The following is a 15,315-nucleotide window of genomic DNA, read 5'->3' as shown; positions in this document are numbered from 1 at the left end:
CAAATAAGGGCAATAGGTCACCTGTTATTCCCATTCTATAGTTGCTGGTGGCTTAGAACTGATATCGTAAACAACTCTATTGACACCCTTCACTTTATTTATAATTTCATTTGAGGTCTTTTGCAAAAACTCATAAGGTAAATTCACCCAATCTGCCGTCATACCATCCGTACTCTCTACAGCTCTAAGTGCTACACATTTTTCGTACGTACGCTCATCACCCATTACACCGACACTATTTACAGGCAACAACATTGCGCCAGCCTGCCATACTTTATCGTACAAATTCCAAGAACGTAGGTTATTAATAAAAATAAAGTCCACCTCTTGTAATATACGCACTTTTTCTGGTGTTAGATCTCCAAGAATCCTAATGGCCAAACCTGGACCAGGAAATGGATGTCTCCCTAACAATTGTTTATCCATATTCATTGACCTCCCAACACGCCTTACCTCATCTTTAAACAATGCCTTTAATGGCTCTACAACTTTCAGCTTCATAAAGTCTGGTAAACCACCAACATTGTGATGACTTTTTATCGTTGCACTTGGTCCACCTGTTGCTGAAACACTTTCGATCACATCTGGATAAATGGTTCCCTGAGCTAGCCACTTCACATCTTTAATTTCATGAGCTTCGTCATCAAATACCTCGATGAACACACGTCCAATGGTTTTTCTTTTCTCCTCTGGATCGCTCTTTCCTGCTAAGGCATCCAAAAAGCGTGCCGAAGCATCTACACCTTTAACGTTTAATCCCATGCCTTCGTATTGATGCAGTACATCTTCGAACTCATTTTTTCGTAATAAACCGTTATTTACAAAGATGCAATAGAGGTTTTTTCCTATTGCTTTGTGCAGTAGCATTGCGGCTACAGACGAATCCACTCCACCAGATAAACCCAGAACAACCTTATCATTACCAAGCTTATTTTTTAATTCTTCAACGGTTTCTTCAACAAAGGCATTTGGTGTCCAGTCTTGTTCAACCTTTGCTATTTTAACCAAGAAGTTTTGTAAAAGTTGGTGCCCATCTGTAGTATGATATACTTCTGGGTGAAACTGAATACCATAAGTTGCTTCCCCTTCAATTTTATAGGCTGCGTTTTCAACATCATTGGTGCTTGCCAACAAAACACCTCCAGTCGGTAACTTTTTAATGGTATCGCTATGACTCATCCAAACTTGGCTGCCTTCGTGAATATTCTCAAGAAAATCCTCATCAGATTTTACAAAGCCTAAATTTGCTCTTCCGTATTCTCGTGTATTGGATTCCGCTACTTCTCCACCAGAAAAATGTGCCAGATATTGCGCTCCGTAGCAAACCGCCAATAATGGTTTTTTACCACGAATTTTTGAAAGGTCTGGGTGAAGGACATCTTCTCCTCTAACGGAATTTGGACTACCAGATAAAATAACCGCTTTAAAACTGTCGGAATCTGCTGGAATTTTATTGAATGGATGGATTTCGCAATAGATATTTAACTCTCTTACACGTCGTGCTATTAACTGCGTGTACTGCGAACCGAAATCTAAAATTAGGACTTTGTTATGTTGCATGTGCAAAAATAACAATTGCTTTCAGATTCAGGATTTAAGGTCTAGGGTTTTTTTGGATATTTTTTTAACAATTGAAAAGGAAAAGGTTAGTCTAAAACCCTAAACTGATACACTCCAGAGTTTGATGAGTTACCTTCTGCGTCTTTAGTGACTATGCTCCAATAGTAAATATTCCCAGGAGCAACAGCAACTGTTAGCTGTTCAGCTGAAATATCACTTGTGTTTAAACCAGGCGGATTTTCAGTTCCGAAGTGTACATCGTAGCTCGCAATATCATCATCCACATCGCTCCCGCTCCAATGTAAGGTTATGGAAGTAGTGCTTGAAACATTTTGCGCCATATCTGGTGATGTAATTTCAGCAGGAAAAGGCGCATAAGTCTGTACACCAGGACCAGCGTTATAGAAGTTCCACAGTGCACTTTCCCTTGTCTCACCTTGATGCTCATAGGTTACATGCCACCTGAACGATTCTGGTCGCTGAATGGTAACAGGATAAATAAAATCTACCGTTTCGTATTGCGACATAGTACCGGTTGATAAATTTTCGATATGAAGTGTGTAGTTTTCTGCATTGTTATTTGGCATCCACTCAAAGAAAACCGTGCTTTGGGTAGGTGTTGGGTTTTCGCCTTCGTTACATAAAGAGTCTTCATGAGGAAAGACCAACATAACACCTGTTGGAGTATCCTGTCCATCAGGAATTACTGGTCCATCATCTGTGGTGTCCTTACAGCCAAATAAAACTACCGACAAACAAAGTATGACTATTAAATTCTTCATTTTTTTATGATTTTATAGGATGATGTATTCGATTTAGACTTAACTTTTACCACGTATATTCCCGCAGTTAGTTGGTTTGTATCCACTTTCATTTCAGTTCCATTGTTCTTTAAAATTTTACTTAAAACGAGCTGTCCAAAGATGGAATAGACCTCAACTGAGATGTCATCATTTTCTAAACCATTGAAGACATAAAACTGACTCTCAAAGGGATTAGGATAAACCAAGAAGTGATTTCCAAAGAAAATACGTTTTTCAAAACTGCCTTGACATTCTAAATCAGTGGTTACTTTTAAAATATTTTCGCCTTGTTGTAATTGCAATTCTAAGTTTGAATTATGCGTTGTAAAGGTTTCATCATTAAATTCAATATTAAAACTAGTACTGCCATACATTTCTACAGAAATTTTATTGTCTGATGCAGCCATTCTACTTGCAAAAACTTCGAGCGGATTAGGTTGAGTAATTACTATGGCATAACAGCTTTCGTAATCTGGATACTCCTGAATAGTGATACACATTTCATATGTTCCGGCCAATAGGTTAAAAATATCCACATCATCAAAAAAGTTATAGGATTCATTAAAATCCTCGGCAATAAGAGTTGCTGTATAGGTATAAACTTCTTGGGCTTCTATACTAATTTTACCATTATTACTATTTAAACAGGTTTCTCCAGTAATTGATATGGTGAAATTATCAATAGGTAAATCTATAACAGCACAACCAAATAAGTCCACCGTTGCACCAAACTCTGTTCCTGGGCATAAGTCATCTTCAGTAGGCACACCATCATTATCCGCATCTTCACATATAATTTGATAGCTTGCTGTGTCGTCCTTAAACCAATTATCATAAAGTCCATTAGTATTATTGATTACCGCTACTGGATCATCGACCAGAATACAACCTAAATCTGGATTATTGGTTGCATTAAACAGCTCTAAATTTTCATTATTTCCATTCTGAAGATTGAGTTGGTCACCAATCAACATATTAGATTGGCAAAACAACAACGTTAAATTGGGGTTTTGGCTAACATCTAAACTACTCAATTGATTTGATGCACAATTGAGCTCTTCTAAAGCGATAAACAGTTCTATGCTTAAACTTGTTAGCATATTACTTGACACATTTAAATCAACAAGATTTAAGTTGTTATCTAAATTAAATTCCGTTAAGTTATTACCAGATACATCTAGATCTATTAAATCCAACTGATTTGACAAATCTAAATCCGTCAATACATTATTTGAAACGTCTAGATTGTTTAACAACACATTATTGCTAATATCTATGGTTTGTACACTATTGTTTTCAAAGTTTAAGTTTGTTAAACTTATAAAGTCTTCTATCCCTGTTAAATCAGCTATCTCTCTTCCACTAACATTCAAAAATGTTATATCCTCAATGTTTTCAGTAAACACATAATCATCTAAAGGAGCAGAATCAAGTCCTAAATCGATTAATGCTTGCTCAAAATTATCATCTGGTACATAAGTTTCACCAAAAAAACATTCTATAGCAAACTGTGCCGTTGCATCTATTAACCAAGTTGCGCCAGATGGTACTGTCCCAGTATCTGTTTCAACACACATTAAATCAGGGTTATTTTGAGCGTTTAAATCCGTTAGAATTGCATTTTGCCCATTACTAATATTCAAGGTTTCTAAAAGATTGGATTGACAATTGAGGTTTGTTAAATTTTGATTTTGTTGAAAATCTAGCTCAATAATTTCATTATTGTCACAGTTAAAAACTTGCAAGGATAATACATCGCTTGGAAGAAAAGATGTAAATGTATTGTCTGAAATATCCAAAAAAGCTAAACTAGTATTAGCACTCAAATCAACATTACTAATTGAATTGGTTGAACAATCAATTGACGTTAAAGCTATATTATTAGAAACGTCTATATCCATTAGTTGATTGCTAGAACAATCTATGCTTAACAAATTGATATTGGAGCTTAAATCTAGTTCAGTAATTGTATTATTTGAACAGTTTAAATTTTCTAAAGCCAAAAAATCCTCGATTCCTGTTAAATCGGCAATATTGTTTCCGCCAATATCTAAATCTGTTATGGATTCTATGTTAATGGTTAAAACATAATCATTGAGCGGCCCAGAATCGTAGCCTAAATTAATTAAAGCTTGTTCAAAATTGTCATCTGGTACATAGGTTTCACCGAAGTTGCAATCTATATTATACGCCGTAGCTTCATCTTTAATCCAATTTGCAGGAACATTATCTACATCATCAACTTGTACACATTCCAAGTTAGGGTTTCCTAATACATTAAAGCTTGCTACATCTGAATTGATTCCATTTTGGATATTGACAAAATCAAACAAGTTATTAGATAAATTTGCGTCTATGGTCTCAGGGCAAAATTCCGTTTGGTTGGTCTGAAAAACACAGGCCGAAATTGCCATAGTGCTTAAGTCAATATCACCTTCAATTTGGTTACCACTAGCATCAATTCTTTTAAGCTCACCCAAATTATTTGATAAGGTTAAACTTGTTATTGCATTGGAATTAAAATTAGCCTCAATCAAATTGATATTACTACTTAAATCTAGATTTGTTAATTGGTTACTTGCGCAAGACAATGACTGAAGAACAATATTTGCAGCTAAATTTAATTCTGTTAATTCATTAAAACTACAGCTTAAATATTCTAGCTGAGCATTAGCATTTACATCAAGTTCCGTTAAACTATTCTGAGACAATTGTGCCTCAACTAAACTCACATTGTTGGTAAGATTAATCGTTGAAATTTGATTGTTGGTTATAGATAAAAGCTCTAATGCTGAATTATTAGTAATATTAAGCTGTGTCAGTTCATTTGAGCCACAGTTTAATGTTTTTAACGCAATGTAATTGTCAACTAATAAACTTGGCAAATTATTACTGACACAACTCAGACTAACTAAGGTATTGTTACTTACTGTAGAAGTGGTTAAGCTGCTAAGTGAATTACTACTACAGTTAAGGACTTCTAAAACAGAGTTATTACTAACATTAAGAGTAGCTAAATTGTTATTTGAACAGTTTAACTCTCTCAATAAATTGTTTCCTGAAATATTGAGCGTATCTAAATTATTATCAGCACAATCTAACAGTTCTAAATTTGTGTTTTGTGAGGTGTCGAGGTTAGTTAAATTATTACCAGCACAATACAGTTCTATTAGTGCTATGGTTCCGGTTGTGTTTAACAATCCATTTGTATCAACAACATCATTAGTCAATAGATAATTAGAATTACAATTTAAGCGTTCTAAATAAATCATATTACTAACATCCAATTCGTCTAAAAAATTACCACTACAATCTAGTTCTATTAAGGATTTAAAATCTCTTATTCCTGTGAGGTCAGAAATACTTTGATCACTGACATCCAAAGTTTCAATATGCTCAATATTTGCCGTCAATACCTGAGCATCTATAATATCATCATATCCCAAATCAATAAGTGCTTGTTCAAAAAACGGATCTGGAATTGCCGTGAAACGATTATTTTCACAATCTCCATTATAAGATGTAAATGCATCTTTTTGCCAGCTTGCTGGAATGCTTCCAACAATTGCATCATCTACATTAATACAGTATAAATTTGGATTGTCCGTTGTATTAAATACGGTTAAAGATGCATTGTTTCCGTTTTCAATATTTAAAGTTTGAAGTGCGTTATAATTACAAAGCACCGATGTTAATGCTGTATTTGCGGTTAAATCTAAACTTTCAATTTGATTTATTGAACAGTCCAATATTTGGAGCGCAGTGTTATTGCTTAGCTCTAAACTTATGAGCATGTTATTGGACACATTTAAATCTTGTAAAGCCACAAAATCCTGAATTCCGGTTAAATCCGCTATATCCAAACTTGAAACATCTAAGGCAATCAAAGTATTTATATCAGCTGTTGATACAAAATTATTCAGTGTGCCATCAGAATCAATACCTTGGTTAATTAATGCCTGTTCAAAATTATCATCTGGTACATAAGTACCACAGTTAAGGTTATAAGCAGCCATGGCATCTTTTTGCCAACCTGCAGCTCCATTAGCAAAGGCAACATCATCTACTTCAATACAGAACAAATTTGTGTTGTTTGTGGCATCAAAGGCTGTTATGGCAGTATTGTTTCCGTTATTAAGGTTTAGGGCGAACAGATTGTTGTTATTACAAGTTAAACTAGTTAATACTGAGTTGTTGGTAATATCTAAAAACTCTATTTGATTCAGTGAACAGTTTAGATCTGTCAACATCAGATTATTGCTTACGTCTATGCTAATTAATGCATTATTAGAACAATTCAATGTTGTTAAATTTGAATTTGCACTTACATTTAAATCATCTAGATTATTACCCGAACATTCAATCGTAACAAGAGCTGTGTTAGAGTTTAAATCTATACTAGTTAAGTTGTTATTTGTAATATCTAATTGCTGTAATGCTAAATTGCTTGATAAATCAGCACTTGCTAAGTTGTTATTGCTGACATCTAAAACTTCTAATGCTGTAAAATCTTCAATTCCAATTAAGTTAGAAATGGATGCGTTAGAAATATTTAAATCTATAATAGAGTCAATGTTTGCTGTTAGCACCAAATTATCTAATACATCGTCATAGCCAAGATTGATAAGCGCTTGTTCAAAATTATCATCTGGCACATAGGTATAGATATCTACGCAAGTGGTATCTCTGTAATATGTCCAATCATCTTTTATCCAACTGTTTGGTGTAAACCCACTATCGATTTGAATACAGAATAAATCTGGATTTTCTGAAGCGTTAAAAAACGATACAAGTTCGTTGAAACCATTATTTACCACCAAAGACATTAGTTGATTTCTAGATACATTTATTGTCGAAATCCCTTGACACAATGTGATTGGGTCTGTCTGAGGATCAGGACAAACCACTGTATTAATGGCACTCAAATTTAATTCGGTTAAGTCATTATTTGAAACATCGAGACTTTTTAAAACCGTATTTGCAGATAAATCCAAAATGGAGATTTGATTTGATGCGCAAAACAAACTTTCTAAATTTATGTTGTTACTCACCACCAATTCCCCGACCAATCTATTGTTAGAAACACTTAATAAGGTCAATTCCGAATTATTAGACAGATCAATTGTGGACAGTTGATTTTTGGATATAGAAATAGTCTTCAACAATATATTATTACTCACATTCAATTCTTGAATCCTGTTATTAGAGGCATTTAGCGACTCTAAATTAATATTAGCAGTAAGATCTAGTTGACTTAAATCATTAGAACCACAAAGTAAAGTTTTAAGATTACTGTTGTTAGACACATCTAGATTCTCTAAATCATTCTCACTACAAATAAGAGTTTCAAGGTTAGAAAATGCGGCTATACCTGTAAGATCAGCGATATCAAGATTTCCTACATCGAGCGTCAGCACGTTGACGATCCGTGAGGTTTCCACCAATCCATTATTGAGTTGGCCGTCTCCCATACTATCTGCATCTCCTACATTTACCACATCTCCATCTTCATTATGTGTTTCTAAGTATTCTTCAAAATTAACATCAGGAATTGCTGTGGTTTGCGCTACAGCATGATAGGAAAACAGAATAAGTATACCACAAAAAACTATTATATATCGTTTCATTGTTACCTAGTTTAATAGCTTAGTGGTCGTCACCCCTATTTATTTCTTTATGAAAATGTATTTGGTTTTTAAGACTCTCCTTCATTTTATTCATAATTTTAGCTTTAAAAGCTGCATCCTCTTTTATTTTGGTTATTACATATTCCTGACTTTTAGTAATACCTTGTTTACGAAGCATTTTTTCAGCCAACCTTAATCCTTCTTCCAATTCTTCATCGGAAATTTCAAAATAAATCACGTCATTTTCTCTTTCGAATCTTCTACCATCATGAGCTATATTTTCCTCATCTGCTTGAGTAAATGCCACATTTGTATTACCCTTAAAAGCGTCACCTGAATTTTCTATTGCTTCAATACGTTGAATAGTAGTTTGAAGCAGAGTTTTTAACTCATTAATTTCTTTGCTCTGCAGTGCAACTTGTTGTTCTAACTTTATAACAATAGGGTTGTTGTCGTTATTATTAATTCCTACCGCAGTATTGATAAGCTTAAAACTAACCAACTTATCAGAAGAATCCCAAGCCACTCCCACAATATTCTTAATGTCTTTAGAAGAAATTTTATCTGGTGAAACAGCAACTCCAAAACCATCATTATTGCCACTCGGTAAAATATAATCACCAATATTTACCTTGCCTATAACGCGCACTGGAACCTGCCCCATAAAAGCGACTTTTTCAAATAAAGGTTCTTCTCTTTCTTGAGGTAAAGCACCCAAGACTGCAGGTTTGTAGGATATCACCATCATTCGCTCTGCACCATTGGTTTGTTTAGAGATTTTACCTCCTTTGACGCCCACTATCTCACCATAAACCATCTCTTCATCAGGATTTGAGCGTCTTAAATATTCCGCATAGTCGCCTGCTCCCGATGCGTAAGAGACACCCTTGAACTTAAGCTTATTATTGGCGAATGCTTGTAACATATATCCCGAAAAAGCCAAGTTTGCCGATGCAGCCACTTGTTTAACAACCTGTAAAAAGTTTTGCGAGGTTTCATTTAGAATAATTGACGGAATTGGGGCCGTAACACAGGCTCCAATTCCAGCACAACCTGTACTACTCGAAAGTGCAGCAGCAAAATCCCCTGCTTGCTTTGCACTTTCAGAAAACTCCCAAGCGAAGTCTAAGGTTCCATCTACAGTATCATATAAAGTACCCAAAAAATCTGCGTTATAATCCGCATTGTTAGTGAATTCATCTTCTGAGGTTTCGCCTTCAATACGTCCCCATAGCATAGGTCCTGTAGCATCAGGTAATACGATTCCTGACACGGTGTTAGCTCCAGGTTCGGGATTACTACTTAAAGAATCGAAAATCCCAGTGTCATCAATACCGACTATATCAAAAATATCAGAGACAACACCACTAATACCAATAGGATTAAAAGCCAAATTAGTACTTGGTGTAGTATTATCCCAAAAGGAGATGAAATTATTTTCATTCCTTGCACCCTGAGTCTCTACTTTAATTGCAATGCCTTGAGTACCACCTTCTATTAATAAAGGGTAATTCTTAATATCCAGTTCCGACCCTTGTAGACTTGAGGTTATTTTAACCTGAGAATCTGACGTAATATTTAATCCGCCATCTAAATGGGTTGAATCGGTGACTTTTAAGTTTTCAGCGGTTAAATCTCCAAAACTGGCTTCTCCATTAACTGTTAAGTCGTTTAAAGTAGTAAGCCCAATAACGTCTAAAGTACCATCTAAAGCACTATTCTGACTTACATTTAAGTCACCTGTTAAATTCGTGGCACTTCCGTTATTAACATTTAAAGCATTATTTAAATTAGTAATGCCATCTACAGTTAAATCGCCTGTAAGTAATGTTGGATTATTATTGTGAACTGTTAAAGAGCTAAATAAATTTGTTGGCCCTTCAACTTCTAACTCTCCATTTAAGAAGGTTTTGTCATCTACAGTTAAAGTCCCTGTAGCCGTAATATTTCTATGAAATGCATAAGGTAAAAACGTTAGTGTTTCTCGACTCATGGTCTCAAAATTGTTACCAGCATCAAAATCAATTTCTACTTTTAAATCTTTAGGTGTCCCATCCCAACTAATTTCTTTAAAATAGTCGTGTTCTGCCTCACCAATCAATAGATTTATTCTACCAAAATCATCTGTTTCAGTAATTTGTATTTCCTGAAATTCTATTTGATTAGTGCTGTCATAAATTGTAAATCTTACAGCAATCGTTGTATTTGGCAAATAATTACCTTCAGAATCTACTCCCGGTAATTCCAAATCGTCTGGGCCTATAATTACTGCTTGGTAGGTAATTCCGTCTGTTTGTGCCATGGCATAAAACATAGAGCACATAAAGAATGTCAGTGTTAATATTTTTTTCATAACTAGGTGGTTTTATATTGTTTTTTTAAATCTTTATAAGTTTTGTGTTGAATCGTTTTCTACCAGAGGTCACTTTTAAGAGATAAGTACCACTAGAGAAATCTTGCAACTGAAGTTCTAGCCGTTGCGATGGTAAAAACACTTGAGTGTGAATCTCTCTAGCTTCTATATTTAAAATTTTGATAGAAATGTCACTGCGCATTACATCACTAAATGTCACAAATAAGGTTTGACTAAACGGATTGGGATATACCTTAGCACGTAACTCTATGTCTAGGTCTCTAATTCTTTTTATGGTATGCATAGGTTGTTGGTAGCCTTGTCTTAAATAGTATCCATTATTATAATGTGTACCAATAACACTAGACTGCCCAATACTTTGGCTTATTTTATAGCTACCATTGGAAGTTTCGACCGTTTGTGCCGAGCCACTACTTCCTAAATTAGATCTTATAATCCGATAGCCAGAATTGCTTTGTGCCTGTAAGTGCTGAGCAAAACAAAACAGTACTAAAATTGATAGAAATGCTTTCATATTATTTTTATGTATCGTTTTCATATTCTATATTCAATCTAAATTTATAATTAAATCCCTGTAAACACTAAGGATTGGTACAATGTCCACCTTTTGTCTACTGTATTTCTCCATATCTAAAAACTACAGTAACATTTTGGTAGGTTGATGATAAAACCCAAACCAAATTGATGTGCATTTAGATTTAGTTTTTCAGCATTTTCCGCACTATTAATTAATACTGACTTACCATAAGTGTAACCCACAAAAATTGCTGTACTGCTAGAAACCGGATATTGCATCTCTACTCCACCTCTGAAGAACAGTATATTATTATTAAACTCTTCTTCTCCTACAAGGTTATAAACATCATTGTTTATGGTCTGGTTTCCTCGTATTAAAAACTCTGAAGCTACAGATGCATTTGCCAAGAACGTAAGATCTCTAAGCTGAAATAACTTTATACCCAAACCTGCCTTTGCTCCCAAATAACTTACATCCCACTCAAAGTAGTTGTCAACACTACTTTCACTTCCTATTGCTCCGTAATTATTGTAAGACACTCCTAGTGACAAAAACAATGTCTTGGCATCATTTATATTTTGCCTATAACCTAAGCCATAATAGGTTCTTGATTTAGACATTAGATTATCCAATGGTCTTCCTTCTGAATTTTCATAATCAAAGGATGAAATGGTTGTACCAAATTCAAAGTAAAGTTGTTGGCTAAAACACCAATTAACAATACATAAAATGCATAATAGAATTACATACTTTTTCACTATAAGGCCAGTTTTGTTTTAAGCAAGTTAGATAAAATAAAGCCTCATTTTCCGCAAAAATGCTGCTGTCCACCTTTTGTCTACCCCTAAAAAAAACGAGATTTTAAATTTTTAATGATATTTATAATAGGTGGACAACACTTATTTTAAATATTACAACTAATTGATTATAAGCATTTTAAATTCAATTAATACACAACATTATCCAAGACCATCTAACAACTAGAAACTATGAATATCTCAACCATGTCAAATAATGTCCCTTTTTCTAGAACAATTTCAGATGTCCACGCTAAGGTGGACAAATTTCTACCTCTACTCATTTTTGTTTTCGGACTAAGTAGTCTTATCGGTCATGCTCAAGATCAAAAAAAGGTTGACAGTTTGTTGCAAGCAGCATCAAAACAAACGGACACCACCCAAATTATAACCTACGCTACCTTGTGGGCAGAACACCTCTTTGTAGATCCCTTAGCTTCAAAACCCTATTTAGATAGCACATTGGTTTTAGCCAAGCGATTGGGCAATGAAGAATTCATTGCTAGGACCACCAACTATTTAGGTGTATATCACAACATGACTTCTCAATACGAAAAATCAATTCCTATCTATGATGAAGTTATTGAGATGTACAAAGAACTTGGAGATATGACGCAAGTATGCGCTGCTATGAACAATAAGGCCAATTCCCTAAGAAGCTTAGGGCGCTATAACGAATGTTTAGAAACCCACATGGAAAGTCTAAAGTTAAAAGAGGAAATTGGAGATACCGAAGAAAGTATTGCAGCGAGTTATTGGAACATTGGAAACATTCAAGGTGATATTGAAAACTATGAGATCTCAAATCAATATTACAATAAAGCGAAAACCATTTATGAAAAACTAGATTCTAGGGATGACTTAGCTAGTATTAAGGTTAATATGGCATTAAACTTAAAAGGACAAAAAGAATATGAAGAATCCAAAGCACTTTTATTGGAAGTTGAACCCTATTATTTTGAAAAAAGCTACAATAACGATTTGGCTGGAATCTATGACAATGTTGGTTGGATTCTCGCTCAACAAGATAGCCTAGATCTTGCTGAAGACTATTACAACAAATCCCTAGAAATCAGCAAGCGATATGGTGAAACCTCTTTAATCGGGCTCAATCTTAGGCATCTAGGTGAACTCTATAACAAAAAAGGAGAGCACAGAAAAGCGCTAAGGTTCATGAAAGATGCATTACAAATTTCTGAAGACACCGGAACACGCAAAAAAATGATTGGTGACCTTCTGGAAATGTCTAAAGCCTACGCAGGATTGGGTCGTTATAAAAAAGCCTATGAGTTCCATACAGACTATCACGAGCTACATGATGAAATTTTAGGTGAGGAGAACATTAAAAAAATGAATGAGCTCGAAGTGCAATACCAAACCGAAAAGAAAGAAAAAGAACTCATCATCAAACAAAATGAAATCAAACTTTTAGAAGAGCGAAAGCAACGCGCAGAAAATCAGAAATTGTTTCTCATCATTTCGTTAATTGGTGCTTTGGCCTTGGCTGCAGCCATAGTCTATGCCTTACGTCAAAAAATGAAACGCAATAAAATTGAGCGGGAAAAGTTAGATAAAGGTTTAGAGTTTAAAGAAAAGCAACTTACAACACATGCCTTGCATTTGGCTCATAAGAATGAAGTGCTACAAGATTTAAAATCGCAGATCAAAGAATTAAAAGCAGAAGGTGCCAACTCCAGAAGGTATCAAGAAGTCATCAATACCATCAACCTAGACATTAATAACGATGGTACTTGGGATCAATTTAGAAACTATTTTGAGGATGTACACAAAGGCTTTAACTCTAAAGTGATGGGCAACTATCCCAACGTTAGCAATAACGATTTGCGTTTAATGTCCTTATTAAAAATGAACCTATCGAGTAAGGAAATCGCCAATATTCTTAATATCTCTGTTGAAGGAGTAAAGAAAGCACGTTACCGATTACGAAAAAAACTAGATCTTTCTACTGAAGATTCTTTACAGGAATTGATTTTAACCTTGTAATATTAAATAGTTATTATCACAAATTCACCTTTTAACGGCTCTAAGGATTCCATCAGCTTAGGAATTAAATCCTCACCATACTCTAAGTATAATTCCGAAAAATTGGCGTTACGTTCTTGCAGACTTTGATTTGGGAAGAGCTGTTCCTGCAAATCCGTACAACGTTCAATATGATCTTTTAGCTTGCGCTTTTGAGCTTTGAGCAAACGTTTTTCAAGATGCTTCAATCCTTTTATTTGTTTCACCTCCTGTGCATTTACAGCCCCTAGAAACGATTTATCGGTTTGTTTTGCAAGTTGATGTAAATCTTTAAACTGTTGTTCTAAATGTTTGATCTGTTCAGAAAAATCAATATCTATATTAGAAATTTTCCTCACTTTTTTGTTGATAAAAGAGCTTCTTTCCAAAAACAAATCCTTATCAGAAATATTGAGCTTTTTTAGTTTTTCGGCCTGCTTTGTTGTTTTTACCAAAGCCGAATTACGAAGCAACAGCATTGGGAAAGTTACACCTTGAGCTTCAAAATTAGATTTTAATTGTAACCAGTAAATCATCTCTCCACCTCCACCGATATAACATAGGTTTGGTAAAATTACTTCTTGATATAAAGGTCGCATAATGACGTTAGGCGAAAATCGCTCAGGATATTCTTCAAGATGTTTTAACAATTCGTCCTTACTCCAAGTGATGTCAGTTTCTAAAACTGAATAGGTTCCATCTACCTCAACAATACGCTCTCGCAAACCTTCATGGATATAAAATAAGTTGATTTCTCTTGGATTAACCTGAATGGTAAGCCCTAAATCCTCAAGTGTTTTATTTGTTTCAGAAACCGTTTCAAAAGCGGTTTGCTCCAGTAATTCTTTTTTCATCTGTGGAATGAACAAACGCTTCAAATCCCTATCATCTGCATCTAAAATTACCAAGCCTTGTTTTCCAAATAATGCATTTGCCAAATAGCGTGTGGCATCCGCTAAATTAGTATGGTTTAGGTAAGCTTCCTTAAACCATTCTTTTAATTGTTCTGCGTTTTTACCTGGTCCGAACTCGGCGGAAATCACATCAAAGACTTCATCCAATCCCTTTGTTTCAAAGTGACCAACTGCTCCAGTTTGATTGGAATTCCATTGAACCTTCTTCCCCTTAAAATTAAAGTAGTTGATTTCCTCAAAATCATGATCTTCGGACGCCATCCAATAGATAGGCACAAAATTATATTCTGGGTATTCCTCTTTGAGTTGTTTTGTAAGGTTTATGGTTGAAATTATTTTGTAGAGAAAGTATAATGGACCTGTAAATAAATTGAGTTGGTGACCCGTTGTAATCGTAAAGGTATTATCGTGCCTCAGTAAATCCACATTGGTTAAAGTTGCCGCAGAAAGTGACAGATCTCCATAATGCTTCATAATAATATCTACGAGCGTTTTACGGTAAGTATGGTTATAATTTCGTTCTTTTTCTTCTATCTGTGCTTTGAAATTTTCTAATGTCGGAAATCGATTGTAAAGCGGCCTTAATTCAGGTTTTTCTTCAAGGTAATTACAGATAAAATCAGAGAAATAGTTGGTTTCTCTAAAAGGAATACAATCAGTTGGCATATAAAATTATTATCAAAGTATAAATATACGGCAAC

8 protein-coding genes are annotated in these 15,315 nt (G+C 34.7%); 1 reads left to right on the top strand and 7 read right to left on the bottom strand.

Annotation, left to right across the window (positions count from 1 at the left end; genetic code table 11):
• Window positions 1-24 precede the first annotated feature (24 nt).
• The 6 genes from guaA to SIB89_RS14190 all read right to left on the bottom strand — a co-directional run bounded on the left by guaA (window position 25) and on the right by SIB89_RS14190 (window position 11,639).
• A complete protein-coding gene (gene guaA, locus SIB89_RS14215; protein WP_412560289.1) occupies window positions 25-1,560 on the bottom strand; it encodes a glutamine-hydrolyzing GMP synthase in 1,536 nt (511 codons plus the stop codon).
• Between the two features lie 86 nt (window positions 1,561-1,646).
• Complete coding sequence (locus SIB89_RS14210) at window positions 1,647-2,342, bottom strand: hypothetical protein (protein ID WP_412560288.1); 696 nt, start codon at window positions 2,340-2,342, stop codon at window positions 1,647-1,649.
• Window positions 2,339-7,990: a T9SS type A sorting domain-containing protein gene (locus SIB89_RS14205; RefSeq protein WP_412560287.1), complete on the bottom strand. Its 5,652-nt coding sequence runs from the start codon at window positions 7,988-7,990 to the stop codon at window positions 2,339-2,341. The genes SIB89_RS14210 and SIB89_RS14205 overlap by 4 nt, the downstream gene beginning before the upstream one ends.
• A 19-nt stretch (window positions 7,991-8,009) precedes the next feature.
• Window positions 8,010-10,343, bottom strand: a complete 2,334-nt coding sequence (locus SIB89_RS14200; RefSeq protein WP_412560286.1) for a hypothetical protein — start codon at window positions 10,341-10,343, stop codon at window positions 8,010-8,012.
• Window positions 10,344-10,368: 25 nt separating this feature from the next.
• Window positions 10,369-10,878: a T9SS type A sorting domain-containing protein gene (locus SIB89_RS14195; protein ID WP_412560285.1), complete on the bottom strand. Its 510-nt coding sequence runs from the start codon at window positions 10,876-10,878 to the stop codon at window positions 10,369-10,371.
• Window positions 10,879-10,994: 116 nt separating this feature from the next.
• Window positions 10,995-11,639, bottom strand: a complete 645-nt coding sequence (locus tag SIB89_RS14190; protein ID WP_412560284.1) for an outer membrane beta-barrel protein — start codon at window positions 11,637-11,639, stop codon at window positions 10,995-10,997.
• A 231-nt stretch (window positions 11,640-11,870) separates the two neighbouring features.
• Between SIB89_RS14190 and SIB89_RS14185 the strand changes: the two genes are divergently transcribed.
• Window positions 11,871-13,682, top strand: coding sequence for a tetratricopeptide repeat protein (locus SIB89_RS14185; RefSeq protein ID WP_412560283.1), 1,812 nt, complete (start codon window positions 11,871-11,873; stop codon window positions 13,680-13,682).
• A 2-nt stretch (window positions 13,683-13,684) separates the two neighbouring features.
• On the opposite strand, the gene bshC is transcribed toward SIB89_RS14185, so the two are convergent.
• Complete coding sequence (bshC, locus tag SIB89_RS14180; protein ID WP_412560282.1) at window positions 13,685-15,280, bottom strand: bacillithiol biosynthesis cysteine-adding enzyme BshC; 1,596 nt, start codon at window positions 15,278-15,280, stop codon at window positions 13,685-13,687.
• Between the last annotated feature and the right edge of the window lie 35 nt (window positions 15,281-15,315).

This window comes from Winogradskyella sp. MIT101101 (assembly GCF_047126865.1).
GTDB lineage: Bacteria > Bacteroidota > Bacteroidia > Flavobacteriales > Flavobacteriaceae > Winogradskyella > Winogradskyella ouciana.
Note: the sequence above shows the minus strand (reverse complement) of the source record. Positions and strands in the feature narration are given on the sequence as shown.